We start from the raw sequence: 23027 nt of genomic DNA on the forward strand, positions 1-23027 counted from the left end.
TTTTTCGCTGCGGGTCGGGATAGTAACTCACCTTCAGACCCGTGCAACATCATTGTGCAATAAAATGCAAAAAAAATGAGCCTCCGAGGATTTGGAGGCGGGTTTTGGGGCCCAAACGGGGCGTTTTACCCTCGGGAGAGGCCTGTACGGGTATTTTATACCATGGAATACCATGCATGCCGGATGTGATGCGCGCGGTGCATGGGCGCGGGCCTTGTGCTGCGTGGCTTCAGGGCCTGTCTGCGGCCGCCCGCAGGGTGTTCACAGCGGAGGCTGCGGCGAGCCATTCGGCATAGCGTGAAAAGAGGCGTGTGAACTCCGCCTGCAGGGCGTCGATGGAGTGGTGCAGCATCTTGTCGAGCGCCTGGGCTTCCTGGCCGCTGATGGGGCGGCCGGGGACGCCGGGGCTGCTGATGACGGTGGCGAGGTCCTGCCTGAGGTGCTCGCGGAGCTGCTCGTTTTTGCGCTGCTCTTCGCCATAGACTTCGCCTAGCTCGGTGCTGGCGGCGGCGGCGGCCATGTCTGTGAGGGTGCGGTTTTCCTGCTCGAGGTGATCAATGTTGGCCTGGATGTCCTTGATGAGCTTCTGGCGCATGGTGTCTGTCTGGCTGGAGAGGCGGAGGTTCTGGCGGTAGTCCTCGCTGTCCACGTAGCGGACGCCGCCAAAGCGGTAGTGGCCGACGGCTTTGTAGCGCTCAAAGTCCTCGTGCTTGGGGAAGGTCTTGTAGAGCTCGACGATCTGGTGCACGCGCTTTTCGATGCGCTCTTCGAATTCGTTGCCGATGAGCTGCTTCTGGGTCTGGGTCAGATTATAGGTGGGGCGGACCATCTGCTCTTGCAGCCAGGCGCGCTTTTGCTGGTAGTAGGTGATGGCCTGCTGGAGGCTGGCGATGGTCTCCTCCTTCATGCGGGTGACCTTGGTGTGGGAGTCTTTGGAGTCGCTGACGGCGCGGAGGGTGGTGAGGAGGTCGTCAAACCGGGACTCGATGCGCTGATCGGCGCTGCGGATTTCCGCTGCCAGAAGGGCGGCGCGCTGCGTCTGCCCGGCGAGGCGTACTTTAAGGATGGCCTGCGCGGGCGTGGGCGGGGTCTTGGCGGCGGCAGTGGCCGGGGAAGGAGCGGCGGCGGGGGCTGGCGTGGCCGCCGCCGGGGTGGTGGGAACCGCAGGTGCGGCGGGGGCCTGTGCCAAGCCAGCCGTGCTGGAGTGCCCGAGGAGGAACAGAGCCGCGCCGTGGCGGAGGATGCGGTGTTTCATGGTGGGAACAGCCGGATAGGGCTGTGCCATCTAAAACAGTGCGGCCTGCCTGAAGTTTTCACGGGGGCAAGAAAGCGGCGGAGATGCGCAAGGAAGGCGCAGGCCGGGGCAAGGCCATGGAGGAGCTGGGGATGGAGGAGCTGGGGATGGAGGAGCTGGGAATGGAGGAGCTGGGAATGGAGGAGCTGGGGATGGAGGAGCTGGGGATGGAGGAGCTGGGGATGGAGGAGCTGGGGATGGAAAATGGGCCGGAATGCGGGTGCACGCGGGGTCTGGGCATGACTTCCATGGCTCCCCTGCTCTTCACCGGCCTTTGCCGGACCTCGGTGCGGGGACTTCACGCAGGCGGGCTCTGGGCATCGTAGGACGGCTGTGGCGTCAGCCCGGCCGTCCATCAGCGTACGGCTGGCTCCATGGCCTGCGAGCGTCCTCGCAGTCGGGCGGTTTGGCGGAGGATGCTGTGGATGGAGGCGAAAGTCTTCGACGCCAAACACACCCAACCTACGGCCGGAGCGGCGGCTCCAGGGTGGACTGCCAAGGCTCGCAGGGCTGCAGGGCCGTAGGACGGCTGTGGCGTCAGCCCGACCGTCCATCAGCGTACGGCTGGCCCCATGGCCTGCGAGCGTCCTCGCAGTCGGGCGGTTTGGCGGAGGAAGCTTACGAGCGAAGGCGGGCGCTCGACGCCAAACACACCCAACCTACGGCCGGAGTGGCGGCTCCAGGGTGGACTGCCAAGGCTCGCAGGGCTGCAGGGCCGTAGGACGGCTGTGGCGTCAGCCCGGCCGTCCATCAGCGTACGGCTGGCTCCATGGCCTGCGAGCGTCCTGGCAGTCGGGCGGTTTGGCGGAGGATGCTGTGGATGGAGGCGAAAGTGTTCGACGCCAAACACACCCAACCTACGGCCGGAGCGGCGGCTCCAGGGTGGACTGCCAAGGCTCGCAGGGCTGCAGGGCCGTAGGACGGCTGTGGCGTCAGCCCGGCCGTCTGTGTGCGGGCTGCATGCGCCCCGGCCTGCGAGCGTCCTCGCAGTCGGGCGGTTTGGCGGAGGATGCTGTGGATGGAGGCGAAAGTCTTCGACGCCAAACACACCCAACCTACGGCCGGAGTGGCGGCTCCAGGGTGGACTGCCAAGGCTCGCAGGGCTGCAGGGCCGTAGGACGGCTGTGGCGTCAGCCCGGCCGTCTGTGTGCGGGCTGCATGCGCCCCGGCCTGCGAGCGTCCTCGCAGTCGGGCGGTTTGGCGGAGGAAGCTTACGAGCGAAGGCGGGCGCTCGACGCCAAACACACCCAACCTCCCCGCACTCCACACCACCCCAGCACGCACGCTCATCGCGCAAACACGCGCCCTGTGCGGGGATCAAGATGATCCCCCTCCGGCGGAGAGGGATCGTCCCGATCCCTCACGTCCCCGCCACACCCAACCTCCCCGCACTCCACACCACCCCAGCACGCACGCTCATCGCGCAAACACGCGCCCTGTGCGGGGATCAAGATGATCCCCCTCCGGCGGAGAGGGATCGTCCCGATCCCTCGCGTCCCCGCCACACCCAACCTCCCCGCACTCCACACCTCCCCAACACGCACGCTCATCGCGCAAACACGCGCCCTGTGCGGGGATCAAGATGATCCCCCTCCGGCGGAGAGGGATCGTCCCGATCCCTCACGCTCCCACCGCACCCAACCTACGGCCGGAGCGGCGGCTCATAGGAAGCGCGGCCCGGCCTTTTTCACTTACCCCTTTTCACTGAACCCTTTTCACTTCTCACGCGCCACTCACGCGCCGCGCAGCTTGCTCACATCGTAGAGCGTGAGCATGGCGGCGAGGACTTCGTCTTTCTTGCCCTGCTTGAGCTGGTCAAAGGTGACGTACTTGCCGGGCTGGAGCTTGAAGTGGCCGGAGCGGGTGCGGCGCAGGGCGCTGAGGTGCGCGCCGCAGCCGAGCTTTTGCCCCACATCGTGCGCATACGTGCGGACGTAGAAGCCTTTGCTGCACACGACGCGAAAGTCCACATACGGCGGCTCAAAGCGGGTGATCTCGTAGTCGTACACACGCACAAAGCGGGGCTCGCGCTCCACCTCCTGGCCTTTGCGGGCCAGCTTGTAGAGCGGCACGCCGCCGACCTTGATGGCGGAGACCATGGGCGGCATCTGGTAGAAATCTCCGCGCATGCTGTCAAAGGCGGCCTTCACCTGCTCCAGCGTGAGGTCTGCGGGCACGGGCTTTTCCTCCACCACTTCGCCCTCGGCGTCCTGGCTGTTGGTGGTCTGGCCCAGCTTCAGGGTGCCGACGTATTCCTTGTCCTCAGACATGAGGAGGTCAGAGAGGCGTGTGCCATTTCCTAATACGAGGATGAGCATGCCGGTGGCCATGGGGTCGAGCGTGCCGCAGTGGCCGATCTTCTTCATGTTCAGGCAGCGCCGAGCGACGGCCACCACATCGTGGGAGGTCATGTCCTGGTCTTTGTCCACCAGGAGGACGCCGCTAATCAATTCGTCTGACTTCATGTTCGAGTGCTTGCAAAAATTTGTCTGCTGCTGCTTCAATGGGGCCCCTCATGCGTGCGCCTGAGGCCATGCGGTGGCCGCCGCCGCCAAACTGGGCGCACACGGCGGAGACATCGAGCCGGCTGTCCTTGGAGCGCGAGCTGACGCGCACCTTGCCGCCGGGGATGTCTTCAAAGATGACGCAGGCGACCACGCTGTCGATCATGCGCAGGGTGTCGATGAGCCCCTCGGTGTCTCCGGGCTGCATGCCTGCGGCGTCCATGACGGCCTGTTTGAGCTGCCAGCTCACGATGCGGCCCTCCGCGCGGAATTCCATGTGGTTGAGCATGTCGCGCATGAGCTCCAGGCGGCGCACGGGGTAGCTCTGGTAGATGAGCTGCGCGAGCCGCGCGGTGTCCAGCCCGGCGTCCATCATTTCCGCCACGATGCGGTGCGTGCGCGCATTTGTGCTGGAGTACTGAAAGGAGCCGGTGTCCGTGGAGATGGCGATGAAGAGATTCTGCCGCACGGCGTCGTCGATGGGCAGGCCGTGCCCGCTGAGGAGATCGTAAATGATCTGCCCGGTGGCGGGCTCGGTGGGGACGATGAGATTGAGCGCGCCGTAGCCGGGATTGGCGGGGTGGTGGTCGATGTCGATGAGCAGCGGCGCGGCATCCAGCAGGGCCTTGGTTTTCTCCCCCACGCGCTCATGCGTGGCGGTGTCCAGCGCGATGGCGAGGTCGATCCCCAGCGGCTCGGTGCCGGGCTGGATGACGGTGTCTGTGCCGGGGAGAAAGGCGAGATTGGCCGGGACGCCGTCCTCCAGCATGGCGATGACGTCCTTTCCCAGCGCGCGCAGGCTGAGCGCGAGGCCGAGCACGGAGCCCACGGCATCGCCGTCCGGCCTCACATGCGCCACCACGGCGATGCGCTGCGCGGAGCGCATGGCGGCGACGATTTCGGCGGTGGTGGAGTTGGCTGGCATCCGGGGGGCATTCACAAAGCACCACCGCCGCAAGGCTGCAAGGTGAAGATGCAGCAGCGGGGGGAAGTTTGCAGGGGGCATGTGCCGGTGCCCTGGGGCCCTGGAGCGGGGCGCTGAGAGGGGAAACGCGAGGCTGCCACGGCCGCTGCGGAGACCGCCTGGGGAAAGGCTCCGCCCTGCGCGGGTGGGGGCCTGCCACACGCTGCCATGCGGGGCCAAACCGGGCCACATGGAGACCTCTCTCGCACAGCGGTGCGGCCTGCCTCCAGCTTTTTCCAAAATATCTCCTTGCATTTCCAAATTCGGACCCAAGACATTCTTATTCCTGTTGCAGTCCGGCGTGCAGAACGCGGCCTGCGGCGGTGATGACAGCGATGAAGCAGTGAAGAACTCTGACACTCGCACCCGGCGCCCGACCTGACGGCCCTGAACGGCCGCCAAACCGCCACCCCAGGCCTCACGCGGCCCCCGCACCCTCCCGGCATGCCCATGCCCAGGCGCGGCCGTTTGATGCCACAAGATACCGCATAGCTACCACGATCCATCATTCAAAATCATCAAAAACAACGACCGCATCATGAAAACGAACACAAAAAAGAAAACGAAGACAAACATCGCAGCCGCCGCCACCGCACACGCTGCGCAGGCACCCGGCACGCCGCCGGAGCTGCTGACGCAGGTGCAGATGGCGCAGCGGCTGGGCATCAGCCGCCGCACGCTGCACAGCTGGGTGCGCGAAGGCACGGTGCCCATGGTCAAGGTGCGCGGCTACTGCCGCTTTGACAGCGCCAAGGTCTATGCCGCGCTGCTGCAGCACGAGGTGTGGGCAGCAAATCCGGGAACCCGCAACGCCTAGCCCCCCCCCAACCGCCCATCCCTTCCCACGATGAAAACCATCACCGAGCGTGCCAGCGCCTATCTGGCGAGGGTGCCCGCCTCCATCTCCGGGCCGCGGGCGCAGGCCGCCGCCGCCAGGGCCGCCCTGGCGCTGGTGCGCGGCTTTGGCCTCTCCGAGCCGGAGGCCCTGCCCCTGCTCACCCGCTGGAATGCAGCCTGCCAGCCGCCCTGGCAGGAAAAGGAGCTGCGCCACCTGCTGCGCACCGCCGCCGCCAGCACGGAGCGGCCTGCGGGGTACCTGCTGGAGGCCCAGCGGCCCCAGGGGGCGGAGGCCGGAAATAGGCCCGACAGGCCGGATAGACCCCATAAGACCCATGCCTCCTCCCAGAGCCCCGCAGCAGCCCCTGCACCCGCAGCACCCGCCCTGCCGGAGGCTGGCGCCACAGCCCCTGCCCCCGCCGAGGACATCGGCTGGCTGCGCGAGATGTGGCCGGAGTTTCACCCGCTCACGCGGGAAGACATCCGCGCCGTGGCGGAGCAGCGCGGCCTCTTGCCAGACGCGGTGGACCTCGCGCACCGGCACGGCTTTCTCCGTGTGGCGCAGGTGCAGGGGCACCGCTGCCTCGTCATCACGGAGGGCACCTTTGCGCAGGTGCGGCGGCTGGACGGCAAGCCGCTGGAAAAGGCCGACGGCTCGCGCATCCAGACGCGCAACCTCTCCGGCTCCCAGGGCGCCTTCATCGGGCAGGGCTGGCTGGGCGAAACCACCCACGTGCTGCTGGTGGAGGACGCCGTGGGCCTGCTCGAAGGCCTCGCGGCCATGCTGCTGGTGGACACCCCGCACGCGTGGAGCATCCTGGCCGCCACCGGCGCCAGCGCCCGCTTTGCGCGGGACTCCGGGCTGCTGGAGCGGCTGCGCGGCCGGGAGGTGCACCTCCTCCCGGACACGGACGAGGCAGGCCTGGACGCCGGGGCCACCTGGCTGGCAGACCTCCGCGCCGCCGGCGTGCAGGCCGCCGTGCACCTGCTGCCCGCGCCCTGCAAAGACCTCGGCGAAGTCCTCCAGCTCCCGGAGGCGGACCGCCAGCCCATCCTGGAAAGCCTCTTCTCCCGACTATCATGACCCCGGATACCACATTCTGCACCTTTATACCACACCTTAACACACCCGAACCCGGCTGCCGAAGCCCCCTTACACCCCCCACCCTTTTCAAATCCTGCCTTGCCATGAACACGAAATCCCATCCTGACTCCGCCGCCCAGCACACGCCCGACCCCGCCCCCGCCCTCCCGGGCCTCACAGACGCCGCCGCCGTGCTGATGGCACGCCCCGCCTTCCGCCCCTCCGCCGACTGGACGCAGCACCTGCGCCCCGTGGACGCCCCCGCGCCCGGCTGGGCCACACCCGAGCCGCCCGGCAGCGCAGAAACGCCCCCACCTTCCCCCCATTCACCGGAGGGAGGCACACGCACAGAGCCTGCTGCGCGAGAAACAGCGGTAACGTCAGCGACACCTGCGGGAGGATTCACGCACACACCCCGAGCCACCACAGGCGCGCAGACTTCCATCGTTTCCACCGTTTCAATGGAGGGTGGTGTCAAACCGGCCCCGGCATGCGCGCAGACTTCAACGATTTCAACAAATTCAACGGGGGAGTGTGTGTCTCCAGCCATCCCCAAGGAGGACACTTCAACGAATTCAACAAATTCAACGGGGGAGTGTGTGTCTCCAGCCATCCCCAAGGAGGACACTTCAACGAATTCAACAAATTCAACGGGGGAGTGTGTGTCTCCAGCCATCCCCAAGAAGGACACTTCAACCATTTCAACAAATTCAACGGAGGGAGGTGAGAAAACTCGCGAGCACCCCATCCCGGAGGATTCCATCCTCAAGGATTACCGCGACTTCACACGCAATGTCTCAGAGCTGCCGGACGGCCTCATCGTGGCACCCATCCTGGCCCTGTGTGGCAAGCTCCTCACACCCCATGTCACCCTGAACTTCGGCAGCCAGAAGCCGCTGACGATCTACAACTTCCTGGCCTGTCCTGCCGGCCTGCGCAAAGGCACCACCTTTGCACCCGCGATCAAGATCGCCCGGAACCTCCTCACGCCGGAGGACTTCATCGGTGGAAACGCCAGCGACTCGGCCCTGTTTGACACCTTTGAGCAGCAGCCCCACCGCCTGCAGTTTGAGGATGAAGGAAACACCATCCTGCGCAGCTGGGAGACGCAGTCCTTCGGGCGCGAGGTCTCCGCACGCTACCTGGGCCTCTACGATGGTTCACCCTGGCACCAGAACTTCCTGCGCGAAGGCAAAAGCCACGGTGATGGCGAATCCCAGCGCCACATCGAGCAGGCCACGCTGAGCCTCTGCATTGGCAGCACTTTTGGCGTGGCCCGGCTGGATCAAATAGCCGCCGGCTGCGGTCTGCGCCGCCGCTTCGGCTTCTACGTGGCCACCCGGCAGACGCGTAACATCTGGTGGCCGGAAAGCCTGGAAGGAGACGACCTGCAAAACCTGACCGACCTCTTCCGCCATCTGACCACGCTCAAAGGCACCGTGGGCAGGGACAGCTTCACCAAGGCCGCCAAGCACTACTGGGTGGGCCTGCAGCAGCGCAACCGCGCCCGCTGCGAATCCATACCAGGATACACCATCGGAGATGAGAGCCTGCTCTCCAGCCTCAATGAGTCCCCCGCCCGCTGCCTGAAGCTGGCCATCATCTTCCAGGCCTGCCGCTGGGCCCGGGGCAGCACCAGCGATCCCTTCACCATCACCCCGGACATCCTGGAGCTGGCGGAGGCGCATCAAGACGGCTGCCTTGACGCGCTCATCCAGCTCGAAGGCATGAGCCGCCGCATCCAGGTGGACGACACCGCCGAATGGCTGCTGGCCCAGATCATTGGAGATCACAGTGTCAAACCCGGCCAGCACCGCGCCGTTTACACCCGCAGCGAGCTCACCCGCCGCTTCGCCTCCAATCCCGGACGCATCGGCGCGCTCACCCCCTCCAAGCTCTACGGCGAGATCATCCCCCACCTCATCTCCCGCCAGCAGTGTGTGATGACCAAATCTGGCAAACACACCCTCTACACCTTCACCTGGGAATGAACGAACACTCCAGCCCCCGTTGAATTTGTTGAAATCGTTGAAGTCACTCCCCCGGCAGACGCGGGAGTGACACACACCCCCGTTGAATTTGTTGAATTCGTTGAAGTCACTCCCCCGGCAGACGCGGGAGTGACACACACCCCCGTTGAAATGGTTGAATTCATTGAAGTCTGGCCCCGGCAGACGCAGGGAGTGACACACACCCCCGTTGAAATGGTTGAATTCGTTGAAGTCACTCCCCCGGCAGACGCGGGAGTGACACACACCCCCGTTGAAATGGTTGAATTCATTGAAGTCTGGCCCCGGCAGACGCAGGGAGTGACACACACCCCCGTTGAAATGGTTGAATTCGTTGAAGTCTGGCCCCGGCGCGGGGGCGGCAGCCCCATTTGGAACCGTAACGAAGTGGAGATAGACGACTGCAAGGCGCCCGCAGGGTGAGCGCAGCGAATCAACGCGGTCGCGAAGTGAGGAACGAACGCAGCTACCGCTTTCCGCAGGCCGGACAGCAGGCGGATACCACGAAATATTCGAAGGCAGCAGCCCCCGCATGCCATGAGGCTCCCGCACGCTGGACGTCCCATGAAAGCCACAAGACGCTCGAAAGCGGCAGCTCCGCTCGTTCCTCGCTAGGCAGCCGCACTCCAAATTTGCTTTGGCTCCCGTGGACGCCACGTCTCCCAAGACGCGCCCCGGCTTCCTTCAGCGCGTGACATCTCCGATGCGGCCCGCTGCGGTCAGATGATCCTCCACCCCGATGACAAAGCGGTCGCCAACACGAAAGCTCACGGGCTCGGGAAAGGCCAGCGTGACCTTCCCAGCAGAACCCGGCTGAACAGCCTGCGGAGTCTGAAGCGTGCAGGGCACGACCTTGTCTCCGAAGATCAACTGACAGCCTCCGCTGCTTACAGGCTGGATCAGGCCTCGCTTGAACGCCTCCAAATCAGCCAGCACGTAGAGTTCCGCCCCGGCCGCCTGCTGTGCGGGCCTGGCTGCGCGCGGAGGGTCAGCGGGCCGCATTTTCGACAGCAAGACCGCCAGCGCTGCAAAACCTTTGGGTTGTTTTGTCCGGGCAGACTCTGAATCAAAACCAACTGCGGCGGTGTCACCTGGATGATCGTACTTGTTCAGCAGGTCACGCACCTCCATTTCCTCCAGATCGAGCAGTTCCGCATCCTCGACCAACGCTGATTTGGAAAACCCGATCACCACCGTGCCCCGGCAAAATTGCCGCGTGAGCAGAACGTCTTCGCGAGTGACCGGCAGCGGCCCCTCCGTCGCATCCACCAGGATGACCGCCACCGAGGCGGCATGCAGCGCGGCGGCTTTCCCGGCCAGGCTTTCCCGGCTCAGATCCTGTGCCTTGGAGACCCCGGCCAACGTCAGCCCCTTCACAAACTCAGCACAGGTCGGGCCACCGAGCACCACCACCGGCAGATCGGTCGTGCTCACCGCCGGCTGTCCGCTTGCGGCTTGCGCATCCTTCTTGGATTCCGAACAGGCGGCAAGCAGAAGGACAACCAGGTGGAGGAAGAAGCGTTTCATGAGGGGAGACATGCCAGCATTCTAAAGAGATGCATGCGCCGTGATAAACGGATCCTGAAAAAATCTCAGCCTCCTTCCAAACCCGCCTTCGGGCGTGCGGCTGGGCATGATTGAAAGGGACCGCCAAACACTGCATGGCCCATAATGCCCGGCATGGTGTTTGCCGCGCAATTTTACGCTAAGGATAAAGCTCAAAATAGATTGTAATTGTCTAACCCACCCTGCTCTCTCCGCTTAGGCCATGTCAGTATTCGACCAATTATTCCGAGACGGCTTTAGCAGCGTCTATCTAACGCTTGCCAGCATCATCCAGTCCTTGGCGGCCGGATACCTTTTTCAGACGCTAACTCAGGAGTACTTTAAAACAGGACGAGTGAGTACATCCACCATCCTTGACTCGATGGTCGTTCTGATATCCATCGTTGCTGTATGGCAGGAGTATGCCATAAGCTGCATCGCCTTCACATGGCGGATAGACATCCTGGACTCCCTCATCCCATTTTTGCTTGGTTTGTCTGAATTTGCGATGGTTACGACCATTGCGGCGCGAAGCTCCTCAGAAGCGATTCCTATCGTAAGGACATCCTCTTTTGAGGCATGGCTTTGGGCTGTCGCCAGCTTCCTCCTGTTTTCAGCCGCTGCTTATGTCAACTACGCAGCCAAAGGTGTTTTGAGAGCTGACGCAGCAGCACTGCAGAGCCTTCCTTTACGTCATCTGTGGTGGGCAGTTGGCAGTTTTGTGATCGTTTTCTCAGTCCTGCTATGGCATCGTCGGGTTCCGCTTCAGCAGTTCGGGCAGCACCTGGTGAGAGGCTGCTTGACTGCAGGTTTTATCTTCCATTTGATTCGCATCGGATATGCGCACAAGCACACAATCCCCTAGCGGTCTGCTGAAACATTTCCAACGCCCTGTGATGAGAATCGCACTGCATTTTTGAGCAACAACAGAACTGCCAGACGATGCATGCGGCGCTGCAGCGCAATCCTTCGCCCCCGCCTTTGTTTCACAATTCCTGGCACCTCGCTTCCGACGCCGGAGGGCTACGTGTGCGTCATCGAAAGCATGAACCAGTATTTCACCCGGGAGGATCTGGCGGCGCTCGTGGCGGAGCTGCGCCACAGCCTGGCGGCGGCTCCGAAATTGCAGGCTTATTCAGACGAGCTTTCCTGCCCCACGCCCACGCATGCGGTGGTGCAGGCGTCCTGGGAACGCATCAAGAAGACACTGCCGACGGAATGAGGGCTGGGGCGTGTGCTTAGCGGGAAGTAGTGCGGGCAATCCTGCCCGCGAAGAGAGCGCCCGACACGGGCAGGATTGCCCGTGCTACTGCCGGCTTGCGCTGGGCGGACATCACCGGGCACACAAATCCCCCCATCACTCCAGCGTCAGCTCCGCGAGATAGATCGCGGTGATGGTCTTGCCTGCGGCGTCTTTTTCGTGGCTGGAGTAGTAGGAGACGAGGGCGCGTTTGTCTGAGAGCTGGACAAAGCCGGGGTAGGAATTGTCGCCGCCGCTGGGGAGTTCGGCGAACTCCTGCAGGGCATCGCCGACGAGCCAGCAGAGCGAGGTCTTGGCGCCCTGCTCTTTGGTGGTCTTGCGTCCGCCGACGAGGGTGTGCGCTCCCCATTTCACGACGAGCGGGCCGCCCACGGGACGGTCGAGGCTTTGGCGGCTCCACTCCGTGAAGGGTGGCTGGGAACGGATGACGAGGGCGTTCTTGCCGCCGCCATGGCGACCGATGGCGAGCAGGCTGCCGTCTTGCTCAAAGAGAAACGCGGTTTCGTCTCCGGCGGTCTCGGCGAAGTAGGCGCGCTTCTTCCAGATGAGGCCGTCGTCGCTTTCCAGCAGGAGGGACTGCACTTTGTCGCCCTCGCCTTTGGGGCCGATGTCATACCCCGGCTTGCGCCGGCCGCAGAGGTAGGCTTTGCCACCGGAGGCGGCGGCGCGCCAGATGTAGAGGCCGAAGGTGCCCTCCAGCAGCTCGGGCTCGCTCCACTGCGTGCCATCGTCGCTCCAGGTGGCGAAGCCGAGCATCTTGTTCATGTCGTAGTCCTTGGGCTGGATGCTGCCGGGGCCGCTCCACCAGGTGCCGGTGTAAACGAAGAGCCGGTCTTTGAAGACGAGGAAGTGGGGATCACGCGTGTCGCGGTCCTTCACGGCAAAGCGGTGCACCTGCGTCCACGTGGCACCGTCATCCGCGCTGCGCATGACGATGGCCGTGGCGGTGTTGAAAACCATGTGGCCGTCCGGGCAGCTGCGGAAGCAGAGGTAGAGCTGGCCGCGAAAGCGCACGAGGTCCGTGAAGGCATTGTGCTCCCCGTTGTGAAAGATGCGGCGGATGTGGCTGACGGTGACCTGCGGCGGTGCCTCGGCAGCGTGGGCAGAGGCCAGCAGCAGGAGGGCGAGTGTGGTGAGGATGAGGCGCATGGGGTGGGATGGCTGGGGAAAAGGGTACTAAACGGCGCGCGGGATGAATGTGTGCATTTCCCCGGCATCTTCTCCGCCCGGTGCTTCTTTGCGCAGGGCTGCTCCTGCCTCCCTCTTTCGCTTCAGCCCCCTGCCCTTTCCCTTGCGCAGGCGCGTCGGCCATGGGCGGGAGCAGGTGGTCGATGATTTCGCGCGCCCCCCATGAAGAAGGTTGCAGCGGGTGCAGAAAAACACGCCCAGCCATGGAGCCGCCCCAAGGCTTTCCTTTCCGCCGCCGTATCACAAGATGCCGGCATGCATGCCTCACCTTTCCCTCCTGCTTAAACGCCCGCCTGACATGATGCGCCTCATGAAACTGCTCACGCTCCTGTGCCTCCCCTGGCTCGTGGCCGCCCAGGCGGGTGCTTCCGGCATTCATATTGTTTCCGGCAATGCCCTCGAAGGCGAGCCGCGCCGCCTGATGGAGGAGGCGACCCGCACTTTGACGACGACCGGCCAAGGTCTGGCGGCGCTGGAGCGGCTCATCGCCAGCTTTCCGCCGGAGGTGCTGGAATGCATGGGCACGAGCTCCAGCTACCACGACACGGACCCGACCCGTGAAGCAGCCCTGCAAGCCCTGCACGCCTGGTACTCCATCGACTTCATCGAGGCGGCGATGCAGAGCGGCTCTGACGAAGCCGCTTACTGGGCGCTGCGAAAGCTCGAACACCAGTCCCACAACGGCCCGCAGCCAGGCGAGGACACCGCCAGCACGCGCCGTCTGGTGGCCGTGAAAGGCGTGGTCACCCCCGAAGTCAGGACACGCCTGATCCCCCTCCTGGAAAAACTGCGCACGGCGAAGTCAGAACGCACACGCACAGAGGCCGCCAAATTCGCGCAGGGGCTGCTGCTGGACCGCGCCGCGTTTCTCCAGTCGCTGCAGGAGAAGGATGAAACAAAGCTCAATGCCACCCTCAGGCAGATGCTGGACCGTGTGCAGTTCGATCCCAGGCTCGCTCTGGAAATCTGGGCCGTCCTGGCCCGAGCGCAGACCGACAGCCTCAGAGGCACCTGCCTGCGTTACCCCTGGCTCTTCAATCTGCCGGAATGGACAGCCGCCCAGTCAGCCCTGCTGACGCAGTACCTCAGGCAGCCCGGCACCGCCGCCAGCATCAACGCCACCTCCGCGCTCTCGGCGCTCGCCAGTTCAGACAATCCCCTGGCGGAAAAGATCTTTGCCGGCCTGCCTCATCTCAAAGACCCGGACCGTCAGCAGCAACTCGCCGAGATTCAGAGTCGGCACAAGAAACGCCATGCGCGCTGATGTCGCAGCGTGTGCAGGGCATTTCGAAAACAGGCCCGGCCTGCTGAAGCCCGGTGCCTCCATCTGCAGGCTCCGGCCATGCAGGCCTCTTCGCCTACTGCTTCCCAGCCTTGCCCTTCCCTTCATCATCCTTCCCCTCCTCCCCTTCCGCAGGCAGGTCGGCCATGGGTGGGGGGAGGTTGTCGATGATGTTGAGCAGGGGCACGCCGCGCTCCACGGACTTGTCCAGGCGGAAGAAGAGCTGCGGGCTGCTGCGCAGCTTCACGCGCTTGTAGAGATCCCGCTGGATGAAGCCGCGCGCCTTGGTGAGGCGCTCGATGGCGGCGTCCTGCTGGTGGGGCTTGCCGATGACGCCCACATACACAAAGCACTGCCGCATGTCCGGCGTGGGGCTCACGTCATGGATGGTCACGAGGCAGTTCTCACTGCGGAAATCCTTCTCGAGGATGGTGCTCAGCTCACGGCGGATGAGCTCGCGTACTTTGTCGACTCGGAGGGACATAGGGCAGTGTAAAAGGGGCGGGGTTCAGGCTCCGGCCGGCAGCGTGGGTGGCACGCTGCGGACCAGAAACCTGATACGACAAACGTGATCAGAGAGTTTGGGCGATTTTTTCGAGCTCGTAGCACTCGATGACGTCGTTTTCCTCGTAGTCGCTGAAGCCGGAGAGCTTGATGCCGCACTCGAGGCCGTTGCGCACTTCGTTGACTTCGTCCTGGAAGCGGCGCAGCGTCTCAAAGCCGCCGTCGTACACGGCCTGGCCGTCACGCAGCACGCGGGCGCGCTGCTTGCGGTTCATGATGCCGTCCGTGACCACGGAGCCGCCGACAAAGCCCTTGTGCACCTTGAAGACCTGCTTCACGCGGGCGTGGCCGAGGACCTTCTCGCGGGTGATCGGGTCGAGCAGGCCCGCCATGGCCTCCTTCACCTGGTCGATGAGTTCGTAGATGATGGAGTAGAGCTTGATCTGCACCGTCTCGCGCTTGGCCACGGTGAGGGCCTTGTTTTCCACCTTGACGTTGAAGCCGATGATGATGGCGTCCGAGGCGCTGGCCAGGAGGACGTCGGACTCGTTGATGGCGCCGACTTCCTTGTGCAGGATGTCGAGGTTGCACTTGTCGCTCTGGATGTCGGTGAGGCACTTGGAGACGGCCTCCACGGAGCCCTGCACGTCGCACTTGAGCACGATCTTGAGGGCCTTCTTGTTGCTGTCCTCGATGCTGGCAAAGAGGTGCTCCAGGGTGGAGCGGCGCGGGACGCTGAGCTTCTTCTGGCGGATCTCCTCCAGGCGCTCCTCGCTGAGCTTCTTCACGTCGCGCTCGCTGTTCATCACCACCACTTCATCGCCCACATGGGGCATGTCGCTGAAGCCGATGACCTCGCAGGGCATGCCGGGGAGGACGGATTTGATGGACTCGCCGCGGTCGTTGATGATGGCCTTCACCTTGCCCCAGAGAGGGCCGCAGATGAAGGGCTGGCCCACTTTGAGGGTGCCCTGGCCGATGATGACGGTGGCCACGGGGCCTTTGCCGGCCACCATGGAGGATTCGATGACGGTGGCACGCGGGGAGGCCTTGGGGTCTGCCTTGAGCTCCAGCACTTCGGCCTGGAGGGACATGGTTTCGAGCAGGTTGTCCAGCCCGAGGCCCGTCTTGGCGGAGACTTCCATGACTTCGATCTCGCCACCCCAGTCCACCGGCGCGAGGCCGATGTCCTGCAGCTGGCTCTTCACGCGCATGACGTTGGCGGTGGGCAGGTCGCACTTGTTCAGCGCCACCATGAGCTGCACGCCGGCGGCCTTGGCATGGCTGAGCGCCTCCTTGGTCTGCGGCATGATGCCGTCGTCCGCAGCGATGACGAGCACGACGATGTCCGTCACATTCGCACCACGGGCGCGCATGGCGGAGAAAGCCGCATGGCCGGGGGTGTCGATGAAGGTGATGGGCTTGCCGTTGTGGAAAATGCAGTAGGCGCCGATGTGCTGCGTGATGCCGCCCGCCTCACCGGCGGTGACCTGCGTCTTGCGCAGGGCATCGAGCAGGGAGGTCTTGCCGTGGTCCACGTGGCCCATGAAGGTGATGATGGGGGCGCGGAGTTCCAGCTTGTCCTCCTCCACCTCCTCAACGACCTGCGCCACGGGCTCGACGATGACTTCCTCCACCTTGTGGACGCCGCCGCCTTTTTCACGCTTGTCGCGCTCCAGCTTGAAGCCGTGCTTTTCACAGATCTTTTCGGCCACCTCGATGTCGATGGCCTTGTCTGCGTTGCCGAAAATCTTGAAGGGGATGAGGTCCGAAATGATCCGGAAGGTCTTGATGCCCATCTTTTCCGCCAGGTCCTTCACCAGGACCGGGGGCTTGAGGTGGATGATCTTTTCCCCCGTCTCGCTGAGCTCAAACTCCGGCGCAGGCGCCTCTGGAGGCGGTGCGTGCACGATGGGCACGATGGGCTTTGGCGGCGCGGGCTCCTCCTTCAGCAGGGAGATGGGCGGCAGCGCGCTCTGCGCGGCGTTTTCGACGGCCGGGCGACGGCGCACCTTGGGCTTGTCATCCTCAAAGAGATTCAGCGCGGCGGCCTTTTGCTCGTCCACCGTCGGCTTGGCGGGGGCGGCAGGTGCTGCGGGTGCGGGCTCCGGTGCGGCGGGCTTTCTGGCTCCCAGCGGCGGCAGGACTGAGCCCTCCTTGGCCGCGCTTCGTGTCCTTGGCTTCTTTTCCTCAATCAATGACAACACCTTCGCCTTGGTATCTTTTTTCGGCTTGGCGCTGTCGGCAGGTACGGCCTCCTCAACGACTTCGTCGGAGGGGGACTTGCTCTTTTTGGCTGAGGAGGGTTTGCTGGACATGAGAGAATGAGATCGGGCGAGCGGCGGCGGGGGAGGCTGGCTTGTCGTGAGTTGGGGGTTGGTTTGAAAGCGTTGTCATGGCGGCACAGGGGCTACTCCAGGGAGGAAGCATGTGCTTTGTCGAAAATCTGCTGGGCCAGGGCCTCGTCTCCGCCCAGCACCTCGGCGATGTCCGAGACATCGACGCCGGTGGCGAGGGTTTTGAGGTCTCCCATGCCGCCCTGGGTCAGCTGGCGGGCGACGCTCTCGGTGATGCCGAGCACGTCCACCAGATGATGCACAGCGCTGCCCATTTGTCCTTCAAAGACTTCGGCGGCGTGCTCATCCTTCTCGATGATCAGGTCCATGCCCACGAGGCGGGAGGTCAGGCGGGCGTTCTGGCCACGGCGGCCGATGGCCTTGGAGAGGTCCTCGTCGCTCACGGTCAGGCGGGCTTCCTTCTTGTCGGGGTTCACCTGGATGGAGATGACCTTGATGGGCTTGAGCGCCTCGCGCACGAACTCGGCAGGGTCCGCCTTCCAGCGGATGATGTCCACCTTCTCGTTGTTGAGCTCGCGCACGATGTTCTTCACGCGTGCGCCACGCAGGCCCACGCAGGCGCCCACGGGGTCCACCTTTTCGTCCGCGCTGTGCACCGCCACCTTGGTGCGGTAGCCGGCCTCACGGGCGATGCTGGCGATCTCCACGGTGCGGTCACCGATCTCGCTGACTTCAAACTCAAACAGGCGGCGCACAAAGTTCGGGTGCGCACGGGAGAGGATGATCTCCGGGCCGCGGCCGCTGTCCTTTTCCACCGCCTTCACGTAGAAGCGCATGCGGTCTCCGGGGGTGTAGTCCTCGGTGGAGACGCGCTCCTTCGAGGTCATCACGCCTTCAAATTTGCCGAGGTCCACGACCACGTCCGACTTTTCAAAACGGCGCACCACACCGCTGACGACGTCGCCCGTGCGGTCCTTGAATTCTTCGTAGAGATTCTCCTTCTCCGCCATGCGCAGGCGCTGCAGCATGGTCTGCTTGGCCGTCTGCGCGGCGATGCGGCCCATGTTGTTCGGGGTGACTTCCACCTCGATCTCGTCGCCGATCTCGGCGTTTTTCTTGAAACGCTTGGCCAGGGCGAGCGGCAGCTCCTCCCAGCGGTTGGTCACATTCTCCACAGCGATCAGCTTGGCAAAGGCCTTGATCGTCCCCTTGTCAGGATCGATGTCGATGCGGAGTTCGCGGGCAGGCCCGATGCTTTTCTTGGAAGCGGCGAGCAATGCCTGTGACAGGGCCTCGACCATCTTAAGACGGTCGATTCCTTTCTCTTTCTCGTAATAGTCGAAAAGGGCTTTGAGTTCGCTGATCATAAAAAATTCGTGATTTCACCAGACAAAAAAGAGCGGGGAAGGCCCCACTCTCGCCGTGAAAACGCTAATTCTGTCCGGGAAGGACGCAGACCATAAAGGAGGGCTAGGAATCAGCAAGCAGAAAAATTGCCTGGAAATTCCGGGGTTTTCTCAGGCGTTTTCATGAGGGCTAAGCCCTTCCACCTCATTCACTTCCGCCCTCCTGCCCCGCCATGCGCCCCCTATTGTCAGCCATCCTAGCCCTGCTTCTCCTCCCCCCGGCGGCCACCTCAGCCTCCTCCCCACCCAACATCGTCATCATTTTTATGGACGACATGGGATATGCCGATGTGAGCTGCTTCGGAGCCCAGGGGTACCAGACCCCAAACATCGACAAACTCGCCGCCGAGGGCCGCAAATTCACCAACTTCCACGTGGCCCAGCCCGTGTGCAGTGCCTCCCGCACCGCCCTGCTCACCGGCTGCTACCCGAACCGCGTGGGCATCCACGGCGCGCTCGGGCCCAATGCGAAGCACGGCATCAGCGCCGGTGAAACGACCCTCGCAGAACTGGTGAAGCAAAAAGGCTACGCCACCGCCGCCGTGGGCAAGTGGCACCTCGGCTCCCAGCCCCAGTTCCTGCCCACCCGGCACGGCTTTGACCAGTACTACGGCCTCCCCTACTCCAACGACATGTGGCCCTATCACCCGCAGGCCAAAAAGGGAGCCTTCCCCAGCCTCCCCATGTACGAGGACGACCACGTGGTGGACCCCGAGGTCACCCCCGAGGAGCAGACCCGCCTCACCACCGACTACACCGCCCGCGGCGTGCAGTTCATTGAGAAAAACAAGGACAAGCCCTTCCTCCTCTACCTGGCCCACAGCATGGTCCACGTGCCCCTGTTTGTGAGTGAGAAATACCAGGGCAAGTCCGGCAAGGGCCTCTTTGCCGACGTCATGCTGGAGGTGGACTGGTCCGTGGGCCAGATCCTGGACACCCTCAAAAAGAACGGCCTGGAGGACAACACCTGGGTCATCTTCACCTCCGACAACGGCCCCTGGCTCAGCTACGGCGACCACGCCGGCAGCGCAGGCCCGCTGCGGGAGGGCAAAGGCACCTGCTGGGAGGGCGGCACCCGCGTCACCGGCATCATGAAATGGCCCGGGAAAATCCCCGCCGGCACCACCACGGACACCATGATGATGACCATCGACCTCCTGCCCACCGTGGCGCATGTGATTGATGCCAAACTGCCGGAGCACAAGATCGACGGCCTGAACTGCTGGCCCATCGTCTCCGGCGTGCCGGACGCCCAAAACCCGCACGACTTCTACGCCTTCTACTACGAGCAGAACCAGCTCCAGGCCATCAGCAGCGGAGACGGCCGCTGGAAGCTCCAGCTCCCCCACACCTACCGCAGCCTGCCCGCCGACCAGCCCAAGGCCACCGGCGGCAAGCCCGTGAATTACAAGCAGGTCAAGATCACCGAGCCCGAGCTCTACGACCTCTACACGGACATCAGCGAGTCCAAAAACCTCGCCGCCCAAAACCCCGGGGAAGTCGCACGCCTGCAAAAGCATGCCGAAGCCATCCGCGCCGAGCTGGGAGACAGCCTCATGAAGCAGCCCAAAGGCTCAGGCACACGGGAGGCCGGGCAGTAGGCCGCCTTGGATTATTTCATACCCCATCCTACCACGACACAGCCAGAACCGGCCTGCGGGCGGCGGGCGGCGCGTGCGGACTCCGCGCTGCAGCGCATGGGGGGCCTCCCCCGCCCCGCTCATACCACGATGCGATGAAAACGGGTCTGAAGGTGGAGGCACGAGCCGACGGAGGGGGATCATCTTGATCCCCCCACCTGCAGCGTGTTCGTGGATCTGCGAGGGCGCAGGGCGATGCGGGAACGTGTGGGATCGGGACGATCCCACTCCGCCGGAGGCTTCGCCGCAGCGACGGAGGGGGATTATCTTGATCCCCCCACCTGCAGCGTGTTCGTGGATCTGCGAAGACGCTGTGCGATGTGGGAACGTGTGGGATCGGGACGATCCCACTCCGCCTGAGGCTTCGCCGCAGCGACGGAGGGGGATCATCTTGATCCCCCCCACCTGCAGCGTGTTCGTGGATCTGCGAGGGCACAGGGCGCTGCGGGAGCGTGTGGGATCGGGACGATCCCACTCCGCCGGAGGCTTCGCCGCAGCGACGGAGGGGGATCATCTTGATCCCCGCACCTGCAGCGTGTTCGTGGATCTGCGAGGGCGCTGGGCGATGAGGGAACGTGTGGGATCGGGACGATCCCACTCCGCCGGAGGCTTCGCCGCAGCGACGGAGGGGGATCATCTTGATCCCCCCACCTGCAGCGTGTTCGTGGATCTGCGAGGGCACTGGGCGATGCGGGAGCGTGTGGGATCGGGACGATCCCACTCCGCCGGAGGCTTCGCCGCAGCGACGGAGGGGGATCATCTTGATCCCCGCACCAGCGGCGTGTTCGTGGATCTGCGAGGGCGCAGGGCGATGCGGGAGCGTGTGGGATCGGGACGATCCCACTCCGCCGGAGCACTGGCTGGCCGCATGGAATGCTGGCTTTCACCCCTGAGGCCCGCTTTCAGCTGTGCGTGGTATTACGCTCCACTGGCTGCGGTACGCCCTGGCGTCCTGGCGTCTTGACCATGCGCTGTGCGGACGTTCGCAAACCTTTGCGTTTGCCACACGCTGATGGACGGGCGGGCTTGCGCCACACCCATCCTACGAGCGCTGCGCGGCGCTCCGGCCGTAGGTTGGGTGTGTTTGGCGCGCAATGCTTTCCGATGCTCCACCGCGCTCTCCGCCAAACCGCCCGACTGCGAGGGCGCCCTTATACCACGATGCGATGAAAACGGGTCTGAAGGTGGAGGCACGAGCCGACGGAGGGGGATCATCTTGATCCCCCCACCTGCAGCGTGTTCGTGGATCTGCGAAGACGCTGTGCGCTGCGGGAACGTGAGGGATCGGGACGATCCCACTCCGCCGGAGCACTGGCTGGCCGCATGGAATGCTGGCTTTCACCCCTGAGACCCGCTTTCAGCTGTGCGTGGTATTACTTCGCCTGCTTGGGCTTGAAGACGTTGATCCCTGCAATCTGCAGCAGGGCGCTGTTGGTGATGTAAAAGATGTCGGGGTCGTTCTTGATCTGCCCAAAGTAGAACGCGGTGCTGGCGTTGGGCTGGGTGGGGGAAAAGAGGATCTCGATCTCGCGCACGGGGCCGTCGGTGCGGCCGGGCTCGCCGAGGACGATCTGGATGGTCAGGAAGGGCGTTTTGAGGGCCTGCAGCGCATCCGTGCGGTCTGCGGCCCAGTCCTGCACGGTGAAGCGCGCGAGGTTCGCGGCAAGCTGGTCCGCCTTCACGCGGTCGAGCTCTGCCGTGGCATCCCGCCCGCCACGCGTGGCCTTCCATTCGGCGGTGACGGGGTTGTAGTCGAGGATGATGGGCGAGTACGCCCCCTGGGACATGGTGATGCGGCGCAGCGCAAAGGTGGTGAAACGCAGCGCGCCGAGCCCCTTCCACTTGATGCCGTCAGTCGGCAGAGAGGGCAGCAGAGAGGCGTCGATGCGGTAAACGAAGGGCTCGCTTTCGTATTTGGCAAAGAACTGGGTGCTTTCCGCATTGTGGCCAAACATGAGCTTCACCGGCTTCTCCCGCTGCGGGGTCCAGGTGACGGTCTGGAAGGGATCATCCAGGCCAAAGGGCTTGAGGTCGGCGGCGGAGTCTGCGGCAAACTGCAGGATTTCGTAGGTGTTGAGGGCGCCGAGGCAGCGGGCGACGCGCTCGCCGTTCGCAGGCTCCCAGTTGCCATGACGCTGCAGGTACCAGGAGCCGCCTTCGTTGCGCAGATGGATCTCCGGGTGGGTCTTGCTGGTGATGGTGAGGAAGTCGAGGCGCTCGCCGTCGATCTGCGCCAGCAGGTGGTCGCGCAGCGCATTGGGGCTGACCCAGAGGCTGAGCAGATTTTTGGCGACGACGGTGAAGGCGGGTTTGCGGTAGGCGGTGGTGGCGGTGGTGACGGCCTGCTTTTCGTCCGCCGGTTTCTTGAGGGTGAACTCGTAGGACTTGCCGCGTGCCTTGGACTCGATGGTGACCTTGATCTCATCCGCCCGGGTGGCCTGCGCCTCCTCCTTGGCGGCGGTGGTCACGTCCTTGGCCTCGGTGATTTCAATGTTGAGGATGGCGGAAAGCAGCTCGGTGATGCGCTCCTTGCCACCGCGTGTCTTGAGCGGTTTTTCGACCAGCCAGGGCGCATGCTCGTTTTCGCGGGTGAGGACGATCTGGCCGGAGGGCTGGCTCAGGGTGATGCTGGTGATGACTTCCGCAGGCAGGCGCAGAAGCTTGGGGTCGCGCCAGGCGGCGGCGGGAATCTGCAGGACCATCGGCGCTTCGCTTTTGGCGACGTACCACGCGGGCTCGCCGCTGCCGGGGTCAGGAATGCCGATGAAGAGGCTGTTTTCGACAGGAGCAGGAGAGCCGAACCAGCACTCATAGACCGGGGCGTCTCCGGCGAGCAGGCGCACTTTGAAGCGGGGTTTGTCCAGGCCGGTTTTCTGCCACTCGGCCTCATCGTATTCCTGCCGGTGGACGCGCTGAATCCACTCGACCCCGTTGAGGGTGAGGATGAGCGCGGCGACTTTCTGGGGGTCTGCCAGGTCCTCATAGGGGGCCTCGATCCTCCAGGCGCCGCCGTCGCGCACCAGGGTGAGCGGCACGTTTTCAGCGGTGAGGATTTCGATGCGGGTGACCTTGTCATTCTCGAAACGGCTGGGGCCGCGCCTGACTTCACGCGTGTCGATGGCAGAGGGGAAGTAACGCTCAATGCCGAGGATGATCGCGCCCATGGCGGCGACGAGCAGGAACAGAAGGAGGGTGGTGCGTGCGCTCATGCG

General features: G+C 64.1%; 17 protein-coding genes. 8 read left to right on the plus strand and 9 right to left on the minus strand.

What is annotated here, in order from left to right; genetic code table 11:
* Positions 1-229: 229 nt before the first annotated feature.
* A complete protein-coding gene (locus ACZ5WW_RS06445; protein WP_377170879.1) occupies positions 230-1255 on the minus strand; it encodes a hypothetical protein in 1026 nt (341 codons plus the stop codon).
* 83 nt (positions 1256-1338) lie between these two features.
* Here ACZ5WW_RS06445 and ACZ5WW_RS06450 point away from each other — a divergent pair, with 83 nt between their 5' ends.
* Positions 1339-1620: a hypothetical protein gene (locus ACZ5WW_RS06450; protein ID WP_377170877.1), complete on the plus strand. Its 282-nt coding sequence runs from the start codon at positions 1339-1341 to the stop codon at positions 1618-1620.
* 1407 nt (positions 1621-3027) lie between these two features.
* Here the strand turns inward: ACZ5WW_RS06450 and truB are convergent.
* Together truB and ACZ5WW_RS06460 are read right to left on the minus strand one after the other, a co-directional pair.
* The gene (gene truB / locus ACZ5WW_RS06455) at positions 3028-3759 is read right to left on the minus strand and encodes a tRNA pseudouridine(55) synthase TruB (protein WP_377170875.1); all 732 of its coding nucleotides are present in this window, start codon (positions 3757-3759) and stop codon (positions 3028-3030) included.
* Positions 3737-4723 (minus strand): DHH family phosphoesterase, encoded by a 987-nt coding sequence (locus ACZ5WW_RS06460; RefSeq protein ID WP_377170873.1) that lies wholly within the window; start codon positions 4721-4723, stop codon positions 3737-3739. The genes truB and ACZ5WW_RS06460 overlap by 23 nt, the downstream gene beginning before the upstream one ends.
* 577 nt (positions 4724-5300) lie before the next feature.
* Between ACZ5WW_RS06460 and ACZ5WW_RS06465 the strand changes: the two genes are divergently transcribed.
* The 3 genes from ACZ5WW_RS06465 to ACZ5WW_RS06475 all read left to right on the plus strand — a co-directional run bounded on the left by ACZ5WW_RS06465 (position 5301) and on the right by ACZ5WW_RS06475 (position 8674).
* A complete protein-coding gene (locus tag ACZ5WW_RS06465) occupies positions 5301-5579 on the plus strand; it encodes a helix-turn-helix domain-containing protein (RefSeq protein WP_377170871.1) in 279 nt (92 codons plus the stop codon).
* A gap of 30 nt (positions 5580-5609) precedes the next feature.
* Complete coding sequence (locus ACZ5WW_RS06470; protein ID WP_377170869.1) at positions 5610-6683, plus strand: hypothetical protein; 1074 nt, start codon at positions 5610-5612, stop codon at positions 6681-6683.
* Positions 6684-6787: 104 nt separating this feature from the next.
* Positions 6788-8674 (plus strand): DUF3987 domain-containing protein, encoded by a 1887-nt coding sequence (locus ACZ5WW_RS06475; protein ID WP_377170867.1) that lies wholly within the window; start codon positions 6788-6790, stop codon positions 8672-8674.
* 702 nt (positions 8675-9376) lie between these two features.
* On the opposite strand, the gene ACZ5WW_RS06480 is transcribed toward ACZ5WW_RS06475, so the two are convergent.
* On the minus strand, positions 9377-10219 hold the full coding sequence (locus ACZ5WW_RS06480) for a hypothetical protein (protein ID WP_377170865.1): 843 nt from the start codon (positions 10217-10219) through the stop codon (positions 9377-9379).
* Between the two features lie 241 nt (positions 10220-10460).
* Here ACZ5WW_RS06480 and ACZ5WW_RS06485 point away from each other — a divergent pair, with 241 nt between their 5' ends.
* Together ACZ5WW_RS06485 and ACZ5WW_RS06490 are read left to right on the plus strand one after the other, a co-directional pair.
* Positions 10461-11102 carry a hypothetical protein gene (locus ACZ5WW_RS06485; RefSeq protein ID WP_377170863.1) on the plus strand — a complete coding sequence of 214 codons (642 nt, stop codon included), beginning with the start codon at positions 10461-10463 and terminating at the stop codon, positions 11100-11102.
* Between the two features lie 180 nt (positions 11103-11282).
* Positions 11283-11459 (plus strand): hypothetical protein, encoded by a 177-nt coding sequence (locus tag ACZ5WW_RS06490; RefSeq protein ID WP_377170861.1) that lies wholly within the window; start codon positions 11283-11285, stop codon positions 11457-11459.
* Positions 11460-11594: 135 nt separating this feature from the next.
* On the opposite strand, the gene ACZ5WW_RS06495 is transcribed toward ACZ5WW_RS06490, so the two are convergent.
* Positions 11595-12647 (minus strand): sialidase family protein, encoded by a 1053-nt coding sequence (locus ACZ5WW_RS06495; RefSeq protein ID WP_377170859.1) that lies wholly within the window; start codon positions 12645-12647, stop codon positions 11595-11597.
* A gap of 349 nt (positions 12648-12996) precedes the next feature.
* Between ACZ5WW_RS06495 and ACZ5WW_RS06500 the strand changes: the two genes are divergently transcribed.
* On the plus strand, positions 12997-13950 hold the full coding sequence (locus ACZ5WW_RS06500) for a hypothetical protein (protein ID WP_377170857.1): 954 nt from the start codon (positions 12997-12999) through the stop codon (positions 13948-13950).
* 94 nt (positions 13951-14044) lie between these two features.
* Here ACZ5WW_RS06500 and rbfA read toward each other — a convergent pair whose 3' ends face one another.
* The 3 genes from rbfA to nusA form a co-directional block, all read right to left on the minus strand.
* On the minus strand, positions 14045-14452 hold the full coding sequence (gene rbfA, locus ACZ5WW_RS06505) for a 30S ribosome-binding factor RbfA (RefSeq protein ID WP_377170855.1): 408 nt from the start codon (positions 14450-14452) through the stop codon (positions 14045-14047).
* 88 nt (positions 14453-14540) lie between these two features.
* Positions 14541-16790 carry a translation initiation factor IF-2 gene (gene infB, locus ACZ5WW_RS06510; protein WP_377170853.1) on the minus strand — a complete coding sequence of 750 codons (2250 nt, stop codon included), beginning with the start codon at positions 16788-16790 and terminating at the stop codon, positions 14541-14543.
* A gap of 92 nt (positions 16791-16882) precedes the next feature.
* Positions 16883-18136, minus strand: coding sequence for a transcription termination factor NusA (gene nusA, locus ACZ5WW_RS06515; RefSeq protein WP_377170851.1), 1254 nt, complete (start codon positions 18134-18136; stop codon positions 16883-16885).
* Positions 18137-18348: 212 nt separating this feature from the next.
* On the opposite strand from nusA, the gene ACZ5WW_RS06520 reads away from it, so the two are divergent.
* Entirely contained in the window at positions 18349-19776 is a 1428-nt protein-coding gene (locus ACZ5WW_RS06520) for a sulfatase family protein (RefSeq protein WP_377170849.1), read from the plus strand.
* Between the two features lie 1412 nt (positions 19777-21188).
* Here the strand turns inward: ACZ5WW_RS06520 and ACZ5WW_RS06525 are convergent.
* Positions 21189-23024, minus strand: coding sequence for a DUF4340 domain-containing protein (locus ACZ5WW_RS06525; protein ID WP_377170847.1), 1836 nt, complete (start codon positions 23022-23024; stop codon positions 21189-21191).
* Positions 23025-23027: the final 3 nt, after the last annotated feature.

Source organism: Prosthecobacter fluviatilis (genome assembly GCF_055388355.1).

Bases quoted from the DNA above. Each gene is read 5' to 3' on its own strand.
- ACZ5WW_RS06500 (WP_377170857.1), top strand. From the start codon at position 12,997: ATGAAACTGCTCACGCTCCTGTGCCTCCCCTGGCTCGTGGCCGCCCAG.
- infB (WP_377170853.1), bottom strand. From the start codon at position 16,790: ATGTCCAGCAAACCCTCCTCAGCCAAAAAGAGCAAGTCCCCCTCCGAC.
- ACZ5WW_RS06480 (WP_377170865.1), bottom strand. From the start codon at position 10,219: ATGAAACGCTTCTTCCTCCACCTGGTTGTCCTTCTGCTTGCCGCCTGT.
- ACZ5WW_RS06485 (WP_377170863.1), top strand. From the start codon at position 10,461: ATGTCAGTATTCGACCAATTATTCCGAGACGGCTTTAGCAGCGTCTAT.
- ACZ5WW_RS06525 (WP_377170847.1), bottom strand. From the start codon at position 23,024: ATGAGCGCACGCACCACCCTCCTTCTGTTCCTGCTCGTCGCCGCCATG.
- ACZ5WW_RS06445 (WP_377170879.1), bottom strand. From the start codon at position 1,255: ATGAAACACCGCATCCTCCGCCACGGCGCGGCTCTGTTCCTCCTCGGG.
- ACZ5WW_RS06495 (WP_377170859.1), bottom strand. From the start codon at position 12,647: ATGCGCCTCATCCTCACCACACTCGCCCTCCTGCTGCTGGCCTCTGCC.
- ACZ5WW_RS06450 (WP_377170877.1), top strand. From the start codon at position 1,339: ATGCGCAAGGAAGGCGCAGGCCGGGGCAAGGCCATGGAGGAGCTGGGG.
- ACZ5WW_RS06520 (WP_377170849.1), top strand. From the start codon at position 18,349: ATGCGCCCCCTATTGTCAGCCATCCTAGCCCTGCTTCTCCTCCCCCCG.
- ACZ5WW_RS06465 (WP_377170871.1), top strand. From the start codon at position 5,301: ATGAAAACGAACACAAAAAAGAAAACGAAGACAAACATCGCAGCCGCC.
- ACZ5WW_RS06470 (WP_377170869.1), top strand. From the start codon at position 5,610: ATGAAAACCATCACCGAGCGTGCCAGCGCCTATCTGGCGAGGGTGCCC.
- ACZ5WW_RS06490 (WP_377170861.1), top strand. From the start codon at position 11,283: ATGAACCAGTATTTCACCCGGGAGGATCTGGCGGCGCTCGTGGCGGAG.
- truB (WP_377170875.1), bottom strand. From the start codon at position 3,759: ATGAAGTCAGACGAATTGATTAGCGGCGTCCTCCTGGTGGACAAAGAC.
- rbfA (WP_377170855.1), bottom strand. From the start codon at position 14,452: ATGTCCCTCCGAGTCGACAAAGTACGCGAGCTCATCCGCCGTGAGCTG.
- ACZ5WW_RS06475 (WP_377170867.1), top strand. From the start codon at position 6,788: ATGAACACGAAATCCCATCCTGACTCCGCCGCCCAGCACACGCCCGAC.
- ACZ5WW_RS06460 (WP_377170873.1), bottom strand. From the start codon at position 4,723: ATGCCAGCCAACTCCACCACCGCCGAAATCGTCGCCGCCATGCGCTCC.
- nusA (WP_377170851.1), bottom strand. From the start codon at position 18,136: ATGATCAGCGAACTCAAAGCCCTTTTCGACTATTACGAGAAAGAGAAA.